Consider the following 19533-nt stretch of genomic DNA (forward strand, 5'->3'; position numbering starts at 1 on the left):
AAATTACGACCTTTTATCTTGAGGATAAAATTTTATGGGGCTTTTGATCTTTGTTTTAATCATCATTGCATTGGTGATTGGCGCAATCATGATTCGCAACAGTATTGTCCGACATCACAATGCAACCATTCGTGCATGGTCAGATGTAGCCAGCTATGAACGTCAAAAAATCAAAATTTTAGATGGATTACAGCCTTTGGTTGAGCAATATTCCAATTTTGAACAAGGGACTTTGGCAAAAGTCACTGAACTCCGTCAAAACATTATGAATTTGAACGTAAATAGTACCGATGTCAGCCAATTACAGCGTATCGAAGCCTTAAATCAAGATCTGATGCGCAGCCTGAATGTTGTGGTTGAAAACTATCCAGAGCTCAAAGCCAATGATATTTATCTGAAAATGATGAATGAAATTGAAGAACAAAATGAAAATGTCGGTGCGGCAATTACTATTTTTAACCGCAACGTCGAATTGTTCAACAACCACATTCAAGTGTTTCCTAACAATATTATTAATACGCTATTGCTGAGTAAAAAAGCGGTTCGCCCTTTCCGCGATCAAGCTGCCAGCCAAAATTTTGATTATCGTCCGAACTTTTAAGTTCGGGCTTTAATGCACCAAAGTAAAAAAATAATGATGAGGTGATCAAGCACCTCCAAAACTAGAAAGAAAAATAAAATATGCAAAATCAAATTAATGCACTGAAAAATGTGCTGATTCAGGCGTTTTTCAAACTCTATGAGCAGCACCAAGACGACCATATTTACGCATGTACGTTGGTGTTCAATCCCTATTTTTCCATGGACTATATCGCTGTCTCTACGCAGCGTAGTGTTTTTGCCGAAGATGAAGATTCTGCTCAATATCTTGCAGCGCGTGATCAATGGAATGTGTCGAAATGGCGCTATCGTAGTGCCCTTTCCCTCGACCAAGACTTGGCGCAGTTTAAACTAACATCTGTAAATGAAGTGGGTCTTTTAGACCTTGATCCATCTTCGATCGAAAGCATAATAAAGTCTGAATCGGCTAACCATCTTTCAATCTTGCTCAATGCCATACAACAAACAAAAGTCGACTTGGTTCAGTCCTACGGCATTGAATTGGACAATATTCTGTTTTTTATCACGGTGCCGACACAGCCCGAAATAGAGATTTATTCAGCTCAGGTTTTAAATCCTCCAAGTACACAACTTGACGATTTTCTTAAATCCAAACAACCGCTCAAACTCGACAGCTTACCTAAACGTATGAAGCTGTCTCAGTATGATAAAGACCTGCTGATTGATTTGGCACAAATCGTTGAAATACAACCTTATAGCTATTTACATGTAGCCAATGAAGTCTATCTCTTAAGCTTAGAAAAAAGCTATGCAACCACGAACCCCTATATTCAAAAGCTTATTGACAGCATCGTGGCCATGACATCGGACCCGAAAGGCACATTTGCGATGGAAAAAGAAGAAATTTTGCAGCGAATTAACCAGTTCTATTTTAATGCCAAGAGTTCAGATGAAGTCTTGTCACAAGACGCAATCTATAAATTTACAGACTTAACACCCGACAAAGCTAGCGTTTAACCGCAGAATCAAGGAAAATAGAGCACTTTTAGCACTCTTACCATCAGCGAACTGTTTTTTCGCCTTGATCTGGACCTTGTATGAAGTTTGAAAAATTGGCGCAATCGGGCCGTGCTCGTCGCGGCCGTTTAACCCTTGAACATGGTGTTGTTGAAACACCTATGTTCATGCCTGTTGGTACTTACGGTACTGTAAAAGGCATGCTCCCACGTGACATTAAAGAAATTAAATCCCAAGTTATTTTGGGCAATACCTTCCATTTATATCTTCGCCCAGGCCTAGATGTCATTCGTGAACATGGTGGTTTACACCAATTCATGAAATGGAATAACCCGATTTTGACAGATTCAGGCGGTTTCCAAGTCTTCAGTCTTGGCGCTATGCGCAAAATTAAAGAAGAGGGCGTGACTTTCCGCTCTCCGATTGATGGCTCTAAAGTCTTTTTATCTCCTGAAATTTCGATGGATATTCAGCACACACTGAATTCAGACATCGTGATGATTTTTGATGAATGTACGCCTTATCCTGCGACACATGAAGAAGCGCAAAAATCACTGCAGCTTTCATTGCGTTGGGCGAAACGTTGTAAGACTCAACATCATGACGTGCTGAAAAACCGTAATGCACTATTTGGTATTATCCAAGGCGGCATGTATGAAGATTTACGTGATGAATCTTTAAATGGTCTGAAAGAAATTGATTTTGATGGTTATGCCATTGGTGGCTTGTCTGTTGGCGAACCTAAAGAAGAAATGATCAAAGTATTGGATTATCTTCCAGAGAAAATGCCTGCGGATAAACCACGTTACTTGATGGGTGTCGGTAAACCAGAAGATATCGTAGAAGCAGTTCGTCGCGGTGTCGATATGTTTGACTGTGTGATGCCAACACGAAACGCACGTAATGGTCATTATTTTGTGACTGATGGTTTAGTGCGTATTCGCAATGCCAAATATCGTCATGATCAAAGTCCGCTTGACCCACATTGCGACTGCTATACCTGTACAAATTTCACCAAATCTTATCTCTTCCATCTTGAGAAATGCGGCGAAATGCTCGGTTCGATGCTCGGTACTATTCATAACTTACGTTATTACCTGCGTCTGACTGAAGCGATGCGTGATGCTCTCGATCATGGCACTTTTGATGAGTTTGTTGAAGACTTTTATCGTCGTCGCGGCATGGAAGTGCCACCTTGTCCTCAAGATTAATTCTTTCAGCATTTGCGCTGAAGAAAAAGACAAGGTAAATTGCTGAACAAGTCCAATTTATTTATCAAAGTATTGATAACCAGTTTTTTTAGTTTAGGAAAATGAAATGAGCCTTTTTATTTCTACTGCTCACGCGGCAGGTGAAGCTGCACAGCAACCAAGCATGATGGCAAACCTGTTGATGATTGCGGTATTTGTCGCAATCTTCTACTTCTTGATCTGGCGCCCTCAATCAAAACGTGCAAAAGAACATCGTGCACTAATTGAAAGCCTAGGTGTTGGTAGTGAAGTTGTTTTTGCGGGCGGTTTAATGGGTAAAATCACAAAAATCGAAGGTGATTTTGCAGTTGTTGAACTGAACCGTGGCGTAGAAGTAAAAGTACAACGCGCAAGTGTGATTTCAGTTCTGCCTGAAGGCACTCTAAATAACCTTTAATCAAAAAATAAGTCGTGCACCCGCACGGCTTTTTTCATTTTAAGAAGAAAACGAATGCGTTACCCAGCATGGAAATATCTACTGATTCTAGTGGTACTAGTCATCAGTACATTATATGCCCTGCCAAGTTTGTATCCTGATGAACCTGCTGTTCAAATTTCAGGTGCCAAAGCCGGTACCCAGATTGACCAAAGCATCGTACAAAAAGCAGAGCAGATTTTAAAATCTGAAAATATTGCCAGCCATGACAATAGCTTCACCAATAATGCCGCTTTATTACGTGTTGATTCGAGCGAACAACAATTAAAAGCGAAAGAAGCACTGCGTCGTGGGCTCGGTGAAAATTATGTCGTCGCACTGAACCTTGCGCCTACTACGCCAGAATGGCTACAAAAAATTGGTGCTAAACCAATGAAGCTGGGTCTGGATTTACGTGGTGGTGTACATTTCCTACTTGAAGTGGATATGGATAAAGCCATTTCACAACGTATGGAAACGTCTGCGGCTGACTTACGTCGCCAACTTCGTGACAATAAATTAAAATTCAATAGCTTATCTTTAAACAACAACACCATTACGATGCAATTTGCAAATAATGATGACCGTTCTGCAGCTATGGATTTCCTTCGTCGTAACGGCAATGAATATACTCAACAAGCGGTTGCAACTACTGAAGGTTCGACTCTTCGTCTAAGCTACACAGATACACGTAAACAAGAAATTCAGTCTTATGCTGTCAACCAAAACTTAACGACTTTACGTAACCGTATTAACGAGTTAGGTGTAGCGGAAGCATTGGTGCAAACTCAAGGTAGCAACCGTATTGTGGTTGAATTACCGGGTGTACAAGATACTGCTGAAGCAAAACGTGTACTTGGTCGTACTGCAAACCTTGAGTTCCGCTTAGTTTCTGACTTAAATGATCAATACATCGATCCATACACAGGTCAAGCAAAAGGCTCATTACCTCCGGGTACCGAAGCTTTTGCTTATGAATCTTTGGACAGTGGTCGTCAATTATTGCTTAACCGTAACCGTATCTTAACGGGTGAACGTGTACAAAACGCGTCATCAGGTTTTAGCCAAGATACAGGTGGTGCTGAAGTAAACATTACGTTGGACACTGCAGGCGGTAAGTTAATGTCTGAAGCTACTCGTAATGCTGTAGGCAAACGAATGGCAGTTTTGTTCATCGAGAACAAACAAAAAATTAGTTATGTTGCTGATCCTGCAACAGGTACACAAACTGAAGTTCGTACACCTTATACCGAATCTGTGGTCATCAATGCGGCAACTATTCAAGCCGTATTAGGTTCTCAGTTCCGTATTACTGGTCTGGATTCACCTCAAGAAGCATCTGAACTTGCATTGATGTTACGTGCAGGTGCTTTGGCAGCGCCAATGTACTTCGTGGAAGAACGTGTGATTGGTCCGAGTCTCGGTCAAGAAAACATCGACAAAGGCGTATTATCAACTCAAATCGGTTTCTTATTGGTTGCTATTTGGATGGTGGTCTTCTTCCGTGTGTTCGGTTTGATTGCCAACTTTGCTCTCGTGGTTAACCTTGCCATGATCTTAACTATCATGTCTTGGATTGGCGCATCCCTCACCCTGCCGGGTATTGCAGGTATCGTAATTACCATTGGTATGGCGGTCGATGCCAACGTACTGATCTGTGAGCGGATACGAGAGGAAATTAAATGGGGTGCCTCACCGAAACAGGCGATTGTTGCGGGTTATGATCGTGCGTATAACACCATCTTTGACTCCAACTTAACCACATTCTTGGTTGCTTTCATTCTGTTTGCAATTGGTACAGGCCCGATTAAAGGCTTCGCGGTTACCCTAATGATTGGTATTGTCTGCTCAATGTTCACAGCAATTACTGTGACACGTGCAATCGTACAAATCATTTATGGTAAAAAACGTAACCTGAAGAAGTTGAGCATTTAGGAGATCGAAGATGACTGAAAATACTCAACCGAAACAATACGGCCGTCCGGACAACGAGCGCATTATTCCATTTATGAAGATTGCCAAACCGGCAGCCTTTATATCGATTATTTTAACGCTCGCAAGTATCTTTTTTATTTGCACCAAAGGTCTAAACCTCGGTTTGGACTTTACTGGCGGTGTGGCAGCAGAGTTGAACTATAGTCAACCAGTAAAATCTACCGATGTGAGCTCAGCGCTGACAAAAGCTGGTTTTAAAGACCCTGTGGTACAAACCTTAGGATCTGACCGCGACCTGATGGTTCGTATGCCAGTTCAAAAAGACATTGAAGCTGAAGACCTAACCAAAGCCATTACGACTGCCGCTCAATTGCCAGGCAATAAAGCAGAAGTACATAAAGTTGATGTAGTTGGCGGTCAAGTCGGTAATGAACTCTACGTGCGTTCTGCGGGCGCTGTTGGTCTTGCCCTACTGCTCATGCTGGTTTATGTCACTATTCGCTTTGAGTTCAAACTTGCGATGGGCGCTGTACTGTCTTTATTCCACGATATCGTGGTGACCATTGGTATCTTTGCTATGATGCAGTGGCCGTTTGACTTAACAGTTTTGGCTGCGCTACTCGCGATTATCGGCTTCTCGCTCAACGATAACATCGTTGTATCTGACCGTATTCGTGAAAACTTCCGTAAGATTCGCGGTGCTGAACCTCTTGAAGTTGTGAACAGTGCTTTGACTGAAACACTTCGCCGTACCATTCACACCTCTATGACACTGTTATTGGTTGTTGTAGCGATGATGGTACTGGGCGGTGATGGTCTGAAATGGTTCTCTGTTGCAATGTTTGTTGGTGTATTTGTGGGTACATATTCATCAATCTACATTGGTACAGCCTTCGCGCTATGGCGTGGTCTAAACCGTCAAGACTTCATTGTACAAGTGAAGCCTGAATTTGAAGAAGAAGAGATTCCTTAAGCTTTTCAACTTATAGTTCAGATCAAAACCCATCTTCGGATGGGTTTTTTTATGCGACTACGTTAAATAAATGGGCTAGGTAAGATCGCAATAATAGGATGTAATTTTTCAATATCTGATTGCAGGAATTCCACCTGTCGTTTTTGGTCTAGACTTGCAAATTGCCACGTATCATCTGTTTGCTGCATTACGTTTAAAATAAGATTTAAACCATTCCGCAAATATACACAGGCTAGATCCGATCTCTCCACTCCTCGCCGTTCATCACAGACCACAAGCCAACCCTCTTGTAATACAGGGGTATAATACGACGCTGTGATTCGAATGAAATACAGGTCTTGAGTGTTTTTAAATAATGCTGAATATTGAGATGCATTATTTGAAATCGGTTTTAATGAAAATGCCTGTGTCTCAACCACCTGCATTTCAAAAAGGACTAAACTTACTTGCTCCTTAGTGCGCTTGTCTTGTTCTATAAACTGAACTTCATTATCTAAACTTCCCTTAATGAGTCCCAATTGTGACTCTAACTCACGTGCAAATTTCTCTCCAATCTGCCGATGACTATTTAATAATTGGGAAATTAAAGGAACTGCTAAGCCAAAATGTTCACACACGGCTTTGCCATTTTTAAAAGAGCCTGTTGCCACCCAGTGGTCAATGGCTTGTGTTAGATTCTGTCGACGCTTTTCAAAAAGCTCTGAAGGCAGCATAAGCATTCAATTTTATAATTTCTCTCCCCCAATATAATAAAAAACCCGCACGCAGCGGGTTTTTTATACAGCTTTATTTTTAGCTACCTTGTACCAAGCGACGTGCGCTGATAATGCCTGGTTGTTGCTCTAGACGTGCCAACAGTTTCGACAACTGCGCCAAGCCCTTCACTTCAATCAACAGCTTCATATTGGCAATACCATCACTTTCCGAAATCGTATTCACCTGACGAATGTTGATTTGGTCTGAGAAAATCACTTGAGTCAAATCTTTGAGTAAACCACGACGGTCATAAGCTTCCACCACGATTTGTACACTTTGACCACGGGTTGGCTGCATTTCCCAATCTGCTTCAACGGCACGTTCAGGCTCTTGTCCAATCATACGGATATAATCCGGACATGCGACCTTATGGATACTCACGCCACGATTCAGCGTGATATAACCAGCAATCGATTCACCATGCACAGGCTGACAACATTGAGCAATGTGTAGTTCTACATTGTCCAGACCATCAATCAAAATACCATGCGCCGAAAGCGTATGACTTGCACGTGGGTTCAAGGTCGGTTTTAACACCAGTTCAGGCTCATCCTGATCGAGGTGCATATGACGGTTAACCTGATTGATTAAGGCATGTAAGCTAATGTCACCACTCACCAAGCCAATCAATATATCTTCACCCAATTTCACATTAAAATGATTGCAGTAATCATTCAAATCGATACTTTTCGGGTGAATCGCCAAACGTGACAATTCTTTATTCAGAATCTCACGTCCCACTTCCAAGTTTTTACTACGGTCTTGCTGACGGAACCAATGACGCAACTTGTCACGTGCACGAGCCGTCTTGATATAACCCAGCGAGTTCACCAACCAATCTCGGTTCGGTTCACGATCTTTCTTGGTTAAAATCTCGACCTGCTCCCCAGTTTTTAGGGTATAGGTTAGAGGCACATAACGTTGGTTCACCCGTGCTGCATAGCACTTGTTACCCACTTCAGTATGCACATGATAGGCAAAGTCGAGCACAGTCGAACCGCGTGGTAATTCTTTGATATCACCGTCACGACTAAACACATAGATTTTCTCAAAATCTTCAAACTCTTGGATTTGTTCGAAGTTTTCAGAATCTTCATCTTCTTTATGTGCGCTGGCATCATTTCGTTCTTGATAATGTTCAAGCACTGCACGCAAAGAATGTAAGCGATGATTAAATGAATAATCTGTGGTTTTAGAGCCTTCTTTATAGTTAAAGTGCGAACACACCCCGAGTTCAGCTTCTTCGTGCATATTGTGCGTACGAATTTGCACTTCTAAAGATTTGTTCTCTGCAATCACGGCCGTGTGCAGTGAGCGATAACCATTGGCTTTCGGGTTGGTAATATAATCATCGAACTGATGCGGAATATGACGCCAAATCTGATGAACGATCCCCAGTGTATGATAACACTCAGGTACATTATCCACCAAAACACGAACCGCTCGAATGTCATAAAGCTGATCAAAGCTCAGGTTCTTACTCTTCATTTTTCGATAAATCGAATAAATGTGTTTAACCCGACCATTAATCTCGGCCTCAATGCCATGATCTAACAGTTCTTTACGCAACTTTTCTGTTACGAACTGAATATATTGTTCACGCTCTAAACGTTTTTCATTTAGTAAGGATGCAATTTCTTTATAACGTTCAGGTGCTAGATAACGGAAAGCGAGATCTTCAAGCTCCCACTTAAGCTGTGCAATCCCTAAACGGTGCGCGAGCGGCGAGTAAATGGTTAAAATTTCTCGTGCGACACGCTCTTGACGCTCTTTGGTTGAATGCGCTAACTCACGTAATGCATAGGTACGTTCAGAAAGTTTGATTAATACAACGCGAACATCTTCGGTCACCGAAATCAGCATTTTATAAATGCCAGTCAAATGTTCACGCTGGTTATTATTAAAATGATCTTCTAAACGTTTATTTTGCTCAATCAGGTCAGACAACTTACCCATGGCAAGCGTGCCTTTCACCAAAGCATGCACTTGATCGCCAAATTTGCTTTGGACTTCTTCTAAACTGGTTACGCCTTCACGAACACTTCGATACAGCATGGCTGCTGATAACGTATCTTCATCCGCATACAGATGAGCAAGAATATCCGCCATTTCAATACCGGTATAGAAGGTATTTGAGCGATGGTTGACCGTTGTTTCAAGTTCATTCTGTAAGGTCAGATGTGCAACTTCTTCGAGTTGCTTTAGAGGAGCCCCGTCAAACATGCCACTCACACGTTCTAGCCATTCAGCTAGATCATGCTGTGCTTGCTCGGCATGTTCTACAGTCGTTTCCTGTGACAACTCATTGAGACGTCCAGGTAATTGTTCACGTACTGTGACCATACCCTACTCCTAGTTTTCTACGCTTCATAACTTTTGATCGTTTATCTGATTTTCTTTTTCGAACAAAGCAATCGATTCGACATGCCCTGTATGGGTAAACATGTCCATGACACCCGCTTTTTTCAAACGGTAGCCTTGTTGTACCAGCATTCCAGCATCGCGTGCTAGTGTTGCAGGATTACATGACACATAAACGATTCTTTTTGCACCAAATTTGGGCACATAACGCATTATTTCTTCTGCACCAGAACGTGGTGGGTCTATCAATAATGCATCAAATCCTTGTTTTGCCCAAGAATGATGCGAAAAATCTTTTGTTAAATCTTGTGAATAAAATTTCAGTTGCGAAAGGCCATTGTTTTGTGCATTTTCTGCACCACGCTGAACCATTTCTTCACTCCCTTCAACTGCAACGACTTGACCCGTTGAACCCACACATTGAGCAAGTGGTAAAGAAAAGTTTCCTAAACCACAAAACAGATCTAGAACTCGCTCACCTTGTTGTAACTGAAGCAATTCACATGCCAGTTTCACCATTTGCGGATTAATCGTGGAATTCACTTGTGTGAAGTCTTGAGGATTAAAGCCAAATTCCACACCAAAGTCACTTAGACCATAGTGCAGACGCATCGGTGCATCGGGATAATCCACGCGATGTAAGCTGTCTGGCCCTTCAGGTTGTAAGTACAGTTGCCACTCTTTATGTAACGCAAATTTTACTAATTGGTTGACATCTTCCGCGCAAAGTTCCGCCGTATGACGAATCAGGAGGGCAATTTCTTGATCTCCCATGGCCAGTTCCATATGCCCAATATCTGCTTTACCTTGCAGACTTTGTAACAATTGTTTGAGTGTGGTGATTGAGCCAAACTCACGATCCAACACCATACAACGGTCAATCGAAGTCAGTTTATTTGACTGGCTCTCACGAAAGCCGACCACGAGCTTATCTTTTGCAGGTAGGTAACGCACACCGATACGTGCTTTGCGACGGTAATCTTCACGCAATGAACGTAACGGAGCTAACCATTGATCAGGCTGAATGCCGGCAAAATGTTGCAAATGTGATTGTAAAACATCTTGTTTTAAACGAATTTGCTCGTCGGGATGGATATGTTGCATGCTACAACCACCGCAGACCCCATAATGTGGGCAGGCCGGTTTTACTCGTAGTGTAGACTCTTCACTCAGCAACTCCAGACTGTCTGCTTCTTCAAGGCGCTTAACGACATTGGTAATACGCGCACGCACGGTTTCACCCGGCAAGGCATAACGGATAAAGACTTTCTTACCGTGTTTTTCTGCAGGATGATCTGGATGCGTCCCAAAGTGCGCTATGCCTCGCCCCTCATGTGAAAGCGATTCAACCTGAAATGTATAAATGGGTTGTTGGGCTTTTTGGGGTTTGGCTTTGTGTTTCATGCGTACCTAATGTGTGGAAGATGGGAAATCAGATTGGGTGAATTCGGTACGTTGCGAGGTTTGCTGCCATACCAATAAAAAGTCAGCGTGTTGCGGCTGAGTTTGTAAATATTGAATCGTACTTTGAATCAAGTGCTGATGATCATTCAATAATAACTGCCCTTTCAGCAACAGCCAGCGTAAATAAATCAACCATGTATTGAGCACATCGCCTTCACAGTAGCTGGTCAGTTCAGTCCACTGTTGTTCACGTACATATTCAGGCACATGGTAGCCACCATCACCACGTTTACCAGGGAAACCAAGTAAATGTGCTGCATCGTCAAGTTTTTGAAAATGACGACCATGGAACATGGCCATGACATCCATCAAATCTACATGACGATGATGATAACGATTCTGGTAGTTATTATAGCGCTTTTGCGTATCAATCTCTCCCTGATCGAACAAACTTGGTGCAGATAGTCCGTGATACATGGCACGGAACAAAATCACAGGCAAATCAAACTGTGAACCGTTCCAACTGACCAAGGTCGGATGACGCTTTTCAAAAATAGAAACGAATTTTTTTAAAATTTCAGCTTCGCTATTGTCTTCACGGCTAAATGAAAACAACTTCATGCCCTTTTCATCAATCCATAGTCCAGAGATACAGACAATTTCATGCAAGGCCAAACGCTGAAAATCCGTGCCCGCCTCTTGGCGACGCAGTTTAGTCAGCGCAGCATCTAGATCCACCTCAGGCAGATCCAGTCCATACAAATGCGCACCTGACTTCAAATCTGTCAGTGTTTCGATATCAAAAATTAAAACAGGTAAACGCATAAGTACTCACCAGTGCCGATCGGCCACTGTAATTATTCAGGATCAACAACAGAGAATAGACCAGTAGACAAGTATCGGTCACCACGGTCACATACGATGCAAACAATCACGGCATCCGGATTTTCTTCAGCCAATTTAACTGAAGCCCATACCGCACCACCCGATGAGGTACCTGCACTGATACCTTCTGTACGTGCTAAACGACGAGCTGTTTTTTCCGCTTCAATTTGCGGAATATCCATAATGCGATCAACACGTGAAGGGTCAAAAATCGTAGGAAGATATTCTTGTGGCCAACGGCGAATACCGGCAATGTTTGAACCTTCAGACGGTTGTAAACCAACAATTTGAATATCCGGATTTTGTTCTTTTAAATATTTCGAAATCCCCATAATGGTCCCGGTGGTTCCCATTGAGCTGACGAAATGTGTAATTTTACCGCCCGTTTGTTTCCAAATTTCTGGACCCGTAGTGAGGTAATGTGCTTCTACATTGTCCGGGTTACCAAACTGGTTTAGGACTAAACCTTTGCCGTCTTTTTCCATTTGAAGGGCAAGATCACGTGCTTCTTCCATGTTTTCTGATTCGATCAGTTCAGCACCGTAGGCACGCATGGCATCTTTACGCTCTTGGCTAGAACTTGCGGGCATGATCAAAGTCATTTTATAGCCACGCATTGCTGCAACCATGGCTAAAGCAATCCCCGTATTTCCGCTCGTCGCTTCAATCAACGTATCACCCAGTTTAATCTGACCACGCTTTTCCGCTTGCATAATCATGTTATATGCAGGGCGATCTTTGACCGAACCCGCTGGGTTATTGCCTTCTAACTTGGCTAATACTGTTGCTTGAGTATGACTTGCCAGACGCTGTAAACGCACTAACGGCGTGTTGCCGACGTAATGGTCTAATAAAAAATCGTCTGCTTGAAAATCAGGGGTTGTATTACTCATTATTCACACCTATATCGAGGTGCGCCTATTGTATGAAAAAATGCCTTTGCCTGCACCCATTTGCCTCGCTTTTTCGCGAAAGTAATTAAAGCGCAATCAGTTTTAAATAATCCATGCTAATATTCGGGGCATAAGGAATAAACTGCTTAAACCATGTCAAATATCAACAAAAAGCTTTTTAAACGCCTACACTTAAATCATGCCTATGGTCAGTTGATTGCACTTATTTTCGTGCCGATCACCATTTTGGCCTGTGTCGGTGCAATGTTGGTAATAACAGAAACCTCCAATGCAGCCAAAGCACAACAAAAACAAATGGCTGTCGCGATCCTGACGCGCTATCAACCCACGTCAGAATCTGCCATAGAGTTACTCAACCATTATCCGTGGCAGTTTGATCAAGCTCGTAATGCCATGCAAAGCATGTTGAACGAAAAACATTTGATTCGTGCTGCGATTATAGATTTCAAAGGCAATAACCGCCTGAGCATTGGCTTTCAAGATCAAGCTATTTGGCCTGCTTTTGAGAGTAAAGCATCTTTTATTGGACCAATTCCACATCAGGGTAACCATGTTTATGCCCTGAAAATTTCAGATTCAACCCAGACGCCGGCATGGTTAAGCATTGAACTGGATAATCAACCGCTGCAAATTGCCCGCTATCGCGTGTTAATCGTGTTGATTGCAACAGGTTTATTGACACTCTTATTACTTTTGCTGTGTTTGAATTTTTATTCACGTCGTTGGATCGCACCAATGTACGAAATTCGCATGCAGTTACAACGTTTAAATGCCGATACTCTAGATCAGCACATGATCATTAACAGTACTGGCGAGCTCCGTTTATTACAGCGTGATATTGCCAATGTGGTTAAACGCTTACATTTCAGCTTTTTAGAACTGCGTGAACATACCGAACAAACGGAAGATGACTTAAGACGCACGCTTGATACTTTAGAAGTGCAAAATATTACCTATCGTCAAGCACGTGACCAAGCAATCCATGCCAATCAGTCGAAGTCGGTGTTCTTGGCCAATATTTCCCATGAACTGCGCACGCCACTCAACAGTATTGATGGCTTTATTCATCTTTTACTGCGCCAAGGCAACCTCAGTAATGAACAAAATTTATATCTACAAACGATTCGTAAATCTTCTGCGCACTTATTGGCTTTAATTAATGATGTGCTTGATTTCTCCAAAATTGATGCAGGTAAATTAGAACTTGAAACTGCGCAATTTGACTTAGAAGAAGCCGTCTTTGATGTGATGGATATGTTGTCACCATTGGCAGCACAAAAGCACATCGATATGACCTTCTACTATGCGGACAATGTGCCGAAATTTGTGGTTGGTGATGCCCTTCGCTTCAAACAAATTTTGACCAACTTAATTTCAAATGCGATTAAATTCACTCCAGATGGTGAAATTATTGTCCGTGTCCGTATGGAGCATGATGACATCGGTCAATGTCTGCTGCACTTTAGTGTCCAAGACAGTGGTATCGGCCTAAGCGGTACTGACCGCAAGAAACTGTTTGAATCCTTCTCACAAGGTGATGCATCTGTGACCCGTCAATTTGGCGGTACAGGTTTAGGTCTTGCCATCTCCAAACAATTGGTCAGCCTAATGCATGGACAAATTGGTTTTGAAGATAACCAAGAACGTGCCCCAACGGAAAAAGGTTCAACCTTCTGGTTTACTGCGCGCTTTGTGGTCGATGAAGAAATTGAAATTGTGCATCCACAATTTAGCAATCTACAAGTCGTTTCCTACTTAGCACATCCAGCAACCGCCAATGTCCTGCGTCATTACTTAGAAAATTATGATGTTGAACATATTGAAACGCAGTCAATCCTAGATTTATTTAGCCGACTCAATCAGTTGCAAACCAACGAAAATACTTGGTTGATCGTCGATCATAGTGGTGACTCCGAAGCTTTACTGAAAGAAATTCGTCATCGTTATAGCGGTAACTTAGCGGTTTATGGCTACCAAATGATGCTCGATCCAAACATGTTGAACGAGTACCGTGCTCGCCCATTGCATCAACCCCTCAGCCGTACAGCGCTGATTCAGTTGTTGAGTAATGAGCCGTGGTTTGATCATGAGCAACATGAAGAATTTAATGGTCAAGGTCTGCACATTTTGGCTGTCGACGACCATTTACCAAACCTGATTGTACTTGAAGCCCTGCTCTCTGAGCTGAATGTGAAAACCACCAAGGCTTTAAGTGGACAAGAAGCCATTGAAATCATTCAAGCTCGCCAAGAGCAAGGTTTGGCAGCTTTTGACCTCATCTTTATGGATATTCAAATGCCTGTGATGTCAGGTGTTGATACCACGCGTGCCATTCGATCACTTGAGTCGACCTTTGAAAATCATAAGCGCCTTCCTATCATCGCTTTGACGGCACATGCGCTCTCTGATGAAAAACAAAAGCTTCTGCAAAGTGGTATGGATGACTATGTCACCAAGCCCATTCAAATGGATCAAATTATTCAAATCTTGACTCAATGGACTACCGATAACTTTAAGAAAGTACCGGTTTTAGAGCGCAGTTCGGTGATTGAAGCTCTAGAGCCAAGTATTTTAGATTGGCAGCAAAGCTTGCAGTTGGCCGCGAATAAAGAAGACCTTGCGGTCGATTTACTGAAAATGCTCGTCGATAGCTTTGAGCAAGAAACCCATGAAATGGCACAGCTCATAGAAGATGAAGATTTTCCACAATTAGAGCATGTACTACATCGGCTTTATGGCGCAACCCGCTATGTGGGCGCTCCAACCCTCCAAGAGGTTTCAGGTCAATTTGAGCAATTTGTTTCGACCTTACGTAAGGAACGCCGTAAAGCGGATGACGCTTTTGTCCAAGAAACCCTGAACCGTTTTGATGAGTTAAAAAATGTCATGGCGCAAGTTGAACACGCAGCTCAACAAATCTTAGCCAAACAAAATAATTAAGCGCAGTCCGACTAAAGTCAGTGCCGTCTAGCTTCTGTTGTGACTGCACTGTCATGTATCCTGTCAGGGTGCATGCTATGCTCGGGCGCAGAAACAACAAGAGTAATTACCATGGCTTTATTACGAGTAGAAAAAAATAATGGCATTGCAACGGTTTACTTAAACCGTCCAGAAAAACGTAATGCAATGAGCTTTGCATTGCTCAAAGAATTGGTCAGCACCGCTGAAAAATTAAAAAAAGATCGTAGCTTACGCTGTGTCATTTTAACCGGTGAAGCCAATGTATTTAGTGCTGGCATTGATTTGGCTGACCTAAATGATCCAAAAAATCGTGCCTATGCCGCGTGGGAACTGTTAAAGCCCGGTCAAAGTTTATTTCAAAAAGCCTTCCTGATTTGGCAACAGCTTCCTGTGCCGGTGATTGCCGCACTTGAAGGCTTTTGCTTTGGTGCAGGCATGCAACTTGCCTTGGCTGCCGATATCCGTATTGCCCACCCGAAAACGCAAATGTCGATTATGGAAAGTCGTTGGGGCTTAGTCCCTGATATGGGCTTAACGCGCTCACTCAAAGGTGTGATTGGACTGGATTTAGCCAAAGAATTAACCTTAACAGCACGTATTTTTGACGCAGAATATGCCAAGGAAATTGGATTGGTGACACATTTAAATGAACAACCTTTGCTTCAGGCGCAGCAGTTAGCCGAAGAATTATCACAACGTTCTCCAGATGCTTTGGCAGCAGCAAAACAAGTCTTAGATGCCATGGAACATAGTCCAAAACGATCTTTACGCTTAGAAAAAATCTGGCAATTAAAATTACTGCTCGGCAAAAACAGCCAATTGGCACGTAAAAAAGACAAGAACCCTGAGGTTCAGTTTTTACCACGCCAATATAAGTAAAATAGTCACACAGGATAGATTGAGTACAGCACATGGCGTTTGATCGTAATACAAAAATTGCATTTTTAGGTATGGGGCTGATGGGTAGCCGCATGGCCACGCGCCTCATTCAGGCAGGATTTGAAGTTGCGGTGTGGAACAGAACTGCTGCTGCGTGTGATGAGTTGATTGCGATTGGCGCGACAGCGCTTCAATTGGAGAAGATTGCCCATTATCCTGTGGTTTTATCTTGTCTCGCAGATGATGCTGCTGTTGCTGCGGTATATGCAAGCATCGAAAATCATTTAGCGGCAGGACAAATTATTGTCGACTTCTCGAGTCTATCTGTGAATCAAACTCATCAATTGGCTCATGCTGCAACGTTGAAACAAGTCACTTGGATTGACTCTCCTGTTTCGGGGGGCACAGCAGGCGCTGAGCAAGGCACTTTGGTCATCTTTGCCGGTGGTGATGCTCAAACGATTCAAGATTTGAGTCTGATCTACAATGTTTTATCACAACGTGTTACCCGCATGGGCGACTCAGGTACAGGTCAAGCCACCAAAATTTGTAATCAGCTGATCGTCGCTGCCAATAGCACGTTAATCGCAGAAGCCGTCGCATTAGCCGAGAAATCAGGTGTAGACACCACGTTATTAGCACCAGCACTTGCTGGTGGATTTGCAGACTCAAAGCCTTTTCAGATTTTAACTCCACGTATGGCAACGCATCAGTTCGAGCCCGTGCAATGGAAAGTTCAAACTTTATCTAAAGACCTGAATAATGCAGTCCAACTGGCTGCCCAGTTTGAATTAAGCATCCCTGTTGCCAGCCTTGCTTTATCGCAACTCAAAGCCCATCAGGACAATGGTTTTGCAGAAAAAGATTTAGCCACCATCATTCAACATGTCGAACATAACTAACGACTTTCACTTTAGAAGTAAATTGCTTCAAGGACGATATACATGACTCAGCTCGCGGTTAATTTATCCATGATTTTTACCGAAGTGCCATTGTTAGAGCGTTTTGCGTTGGCTCGTGAACACGGTTTTAAGCATGTAGAAATTCAGTTTCCGTATGAGCTGAGTATTGAGCAGATCCAAACCCAACTCACCATCAATGATTTAAGCCTGTGTTTAATCAATGTCCCTGCGGGTGATTTGATGCAAGGTGGTGATGGTCTTGCGGGAGTTCCGGGGCGTGAAAATCAATTTCATCAGGCCTTAGAACAATGCATTCGCTATGCCACTGCGTTAAATGTACCGAGTGTCAATATTTTAGCCGGCAAACAGCCACAAGATGCTGACTTGCTCCCATGTTTAAATACCTTGTCGAGCAACCTCAAACTGGCGTGCCACATGTTGTCTGAACATCATATTCAACCGGTATTTGAAATGATTAATGGCACTGATATGCCGCGCTTTTTGGTGCAAAATATTGCCCAAGCTCAGGAAATGCTTGAAGCTGTACAACACTCTGCTTTGAAGATGCAATATGACTGCTACCACATGGCGATGATGGGTGAAGATATTCTCAGTACTTTGGCAGAAAATATTCAGGATATCGGTCACATACAGTTTGCTGACTGTCCGGGGCGACATGAACCTGACTCAGCGCAGATTCCATTTGCAGAGATTTTTAAATGCTTAGATCAAAGCCAATATACAGGCTACATCGCGGCTGAATACCGACCACGAAGCAACTCATCACATTCTTTTGCGTGGAAAGACAAATACTTCCCTCATTTAGCCAATGGCCAATGACGTGTTGATTTGAAATTCAGCAACAAAACCGCTATATTAGACCATGTAAAATTGTCAGGAAATCATACCCTCTATGAATTTAGAACCATCGCCCAGCGCTTCTAATTCTCTCGATCTCGCAAAATCAACGCAAATCAAAGACGTACAAGCTTGCTTAGCTGTTGTACGTGAAGCACTTGAAGATGTAAAAGCCAAAGATATTATTGAACTTGATATCAGCACTATCAGCAACGTAGCAGATGCGATTGTTATTGCGAGCGGTACTTCAACTCGTCACATTAAGTCTCTTGCAGACAACGTGGCAGAAGAAGCACGTAAAGCTGGATTCCGCCCTATCGGTGTTGAAGGCGAACGTGATGCTGAATGGATCCTGATTGATCTCGGTTTTGTAGTGGTACATGTGATGTTACCTACAGCACGTAAATTCTATGATTTAGAAAGCTTATGGCGTACAGCTCCAGAAACTGTAGCTTAAGCTTCCAGAAAAAAGCGACCTAATTAGGTCGCTTTTTTTATCCCTTCACTTTATACACGGACAATCAGCTTCATGGTGTTTTACCCCCGACACTAAAGCAGTTGGTGTAAATCCACCTCAGGATAATTGGCTTTAATTTTCAGCTTGGTTTGTGCATAAACTTGGTCTGCACGCATCGGGCCATAAAAGTCACAATACACTTCATAAATGCTCGTTAAAACTTTGGCATAACTGGTCAAAGGCAAAAACTCGACAAAACTCGCTGAATTAATTTGTGCATTTGCCGCAATTGCCAGCCCGATTTCTTCTAATTGCTGAATCACATCTTGGGTGAAATCAGCCTGATCTGTAGATTTCACCGTCAGCATGACTGACTCGATAAAGCCTAAAAAGGCCTCGCTAATGGTCTCTGCAATGAGCTCGTCTTCTTGCTCCTGCTCCTGCGGTTTTTCAACCCGTAACAGTTCCTGCTTTTCTAAGGTAGATAACTCATACAAAACTTGCTTCAGCATATCTTTACGATAAAAGCGAAGCTCCTCTGTGGTACAGATATCATTTAAGAAGCGATTCAATACAAATGATGGTTTCATGCTGTACTGCTGCTCCCAGTGCCGTAGCGCACTGTCGAGTAACGTCCCATGAATAAAATGTTGTAAGCCTTTTTCTAAAGCTTCGCGGCGTTGTGCCAAATTTAACAGTTCGGTGCTCATTGCTTTACTCCTGTTAATGACGTTTATTCATATCATCCGTTTCAAAAGTCACATCTTTTTGAAACTCGGGATAAGACAATTCAGCATGCTCGGTATAGTCCAAACCCCGTTGTTCATGTTGCTTACTCACCCGTAAGCCACCCAACAATTGATCCAAGACCTTAAATATGTTAGCGGCAGTGTAAAAATGACCCCCTAATGGCATTTAAAAACTGACCCCCTTGGTTAATATAGCGGTCATTTTGGACTGCTCAACATGTTAACTTTGGAGCAAGCAGTGACAATCCAAATACTT

At 42.7% G+C, this 19533-nt stretch carries 17 protein-coding genes and 1 pseudogene; 11 read left to right on the plus strand and 7 right to left on the minus strand.

What is annotated here, in order from left to right; translation table 11 throughout:
- Positions 1 to 34: 34 nt before the first annotated feature.
- The 6 genes from FTU77_RS11770 to secF all read left to right on the plus strand — a co-directional run bounded on the left by FTU77_RS11770 (position 35) and on the right by secF (position 6151).
- Positions 35 to 601, plus strand: coding sequence for a LemA family protein (locus FTU77_RS11770; RefSeq protein WP_180055874.1), 567 nt, complete (start codon positions 35 to 37; stop codon positions 599 to 601).
- Between the two features lie 80 nt (positions 602 to 681).
- Positions 682 to 1578: a DUF4303 domain-containing protein gene (locus tag FTU77_RS11775; protein ID WP_180055875.1), complete on the plus strand. Its 897-nt coding sequence runs from the start codon at positions 682 to 684 to the stop codon at positions 1576 to 1578.
- A gap of 80 nt (positions 1579 to 1658) precedes the next feature.
- Positions 1659 to 2789, plus strand: coding sequence for a tRNA guanosine(34) transglycosylase Tgt (tgt, locus tag FTU77_RS11780; protein WP_078194179.1), 1131 nt, complete (start codon positions 1659 to 1661; stop codon positions 2787 to 2789).
- Positions 2790 to 2895: 106 nt separating this feature from the next.
- The gene (gene yajC / locus FTU77_RS11785) at positions 2896 to 3225 is read left to right on the plus strand and encodes a preprotein translocase subunit YajC (protein WP_078191271.1); all 330 of its coding nucleotides are present in this window, start codon (positions 2896 to 2898) and stop codon (positions 3223 to 3225) included.
- 54 nt (positions 3226 to 3279) lie between these two features.
- Positions 3280 to 5178 carry a protein translocase subunit SecD gene (gene secD / locus FTU77_RS11790; protein ID WP_111885819.1) on the plus strand — a complete coding sequence of 633 codons (1899 nt, stop codon included), beginning with the start codon at positions 3280 to 3282 and terminating at the stop codon, positions 5176 to 5178.
- 10 nt (positions 5179 to 5188) lie between these two features.
- Positions 5189 to 6151 (plus strand): protein translocase subunit SecF, encoded by a 963-nt coding sequence (secF, locus tag FTU77_RS11795; RefSeq protein ID WP_180004599.1) that lies wholly within the window; start codon positions 5189 to 5191, stop codon positions 6149 to 6151.
- 62 nt (positions 6152 to 6213) lie between these two features.
- On the opposite strand, the gene FTU77_RS11800 is transcribed toward secF, so the two are convergent.
- The 5 genes from FTU77_RS11800 to cysM form a co-directional block, all read right to left on the minus strand.
- A complete protein-coding gene (locus FTU77_RS11800) occupies positions 6214 to 6864 on the minus strand; it encodes a hypothetical protein (RefSeq protein WP_180055876.1) in 651 nt (216 codons plus the stop codon).
- 79 nt (positions 6865 to 6943) lie between these two features.
- Positions 6944 to 9250 (minus strand): bifunctional (p)ppGpp synthetase/guanosine-3',5'-bis(diphosphate) 3'-pyrophosphohydrolase, encoded by a 2307-nt coding sequence (locus FTU77_RS11805; RefSeq protein ID WP_078191275.1) that lies wholly within the window; start codon positions 9248 to 9250, stop codon positions 6944 to 6946.
- Positions 9251 to 9274: 24 nt separating this feature from the next.
- Complete coding sequence (rlmD, locus tag FTU77_RS11810; protein ID WP_180055877.1) at positions 9275 to 10672, minus strand: 23S rRNA (uracil(1939)-C(5))-methyltransferase RlmD; 1398 nt, start codon at positions 10670 to 10672, stop codon at positions 9275 to 9277.
- A gap of 6 nt (positions 10673 to 10678) precedes the next feature.
- Positions 10679 to 11497 carry a 3'-5' exonuclease gene (locus FTU77_RS11815; protein ID WP_078194185.1) on the minus strand — a complete coding sequence of 273 codons (819 nt, stop codon included), beginning with the start codon at positions 11495 to 11497 and terminating at the stop codon, positions 10679 to 10681.
- 32 nt (positions 11498 to 11529) lie between these two features.
- On the minus strand, positions 11530 to 12450 hold the full coding sequence (cysM, locus tag FTU77_RS11820; protein WP_180055878.1) for a cysteine synthase CysM: 921 nt from the start codon (positions 12448 to 12450) through the stop codon (positions 11530 to 11532).
- A gap of 153 nt (positions 12451 to 12603) precedes the next feature.
- Here cysM and FTU77_RS11825 point away from each other — a divergent pair, with 153 nt between their 5' ends.
- From FTU77_RS11825 to rsfS, 5 genes are all read left to right on the plus strand, one after another.
- Positions 12604 to 15411, plus strand: coding sequence for an ATP-binding protein (locus FTU77_RS11825; RefSeq protein ID WP_180055879.1), 2808 nt, complete (start codon positions 12604 to 12606; stop codon positions 15409 to 15411).
- 111 nt (positions 15412 to 15522) lie between these two features.
- Complete coding sequence (locus FTU77_RS11830) at positions 15523 to 16311, plus strand: crotonase/enoyl-CoA hydratase family protein (RefSeq protein ID WP_180009005.1); 789 nt, start codon at positions 15523 to 15525, stop codon at positions 16309 to 16311.
- 32 nt (positions 16312 to 16343) lie between these two features.
- On the plus strand, positions 16344 to 17213 hold the full coding sequence (locus FTU77_RS11835; RefSeq protein ID WP_180009003.1) for an NAD(P)-dependent oxidoreductase: 870 nt from the start codon (positions 16344 to 16346) through the stop codon (positions 17211 to 17213).
- Between the two features lie 42 nt (positions 17214 to 17255).
- The gene (locus FTU77_RS11840; RefSeq protein WP_180055880.1) at positions 17256 to 18053 is read left to right on the plus strand and encodes a hydroxypyruvate isomerase family protein; all 798 of its coding nucleotides are present in this window, start codon (positions 17256 to 17258) and stop codon (positions 18051 to 18053) included.
- A 73-nt stretch (positions 18054 to 18126) separates the two neighbouring features.
- The gene (gene rsfS, locus FTU77_RS11845; RefSeq protein ID WP_078191283.1) at positions 18127 to 18528 is read left to right on the plus strand and encodes a ribosome silencing factor; all 402 of its coding nucleotides are present in this window, start codon (positions 18127 to 18129) and stop codon (positions 18526 to 18528) included.
- A gap of 92 nt (positions 18529 to 18620) precedes the next feature.
- On the opposite strand, the gene FTU77_RS11850 is transcribed toward rsfS, so the two are convergent.
- A complete protein-coding gene (locus FTU77_RS11850; protein ID WP_180055881.1) occupies positions 18621 to 19238 on the minus strand; it encodes a hypothetical protein in 618 nt (205 codons plus the stop codon).
- A gap of 13 nt (positions 19239 to 19251) precedes the next feature.
- Positions 19252 to 19410, minus strand: a pseudogene (locus tag FTU77_RS11855) (ammonium transporter); the annotation flags it as partial.
- Positions 19411 to 19533 lie beyond the last annotated feature (123 nt).

Source organism: Acinetobacter sp. YH12142, assembly GCF_013418435.1.
Lineage (GTDB): Bacteria > Pseudomonadota > Gammaproteobacteria > Pseudomonadales > Moraxellaceae > Acinetobacter > Acinetobacter amyesii.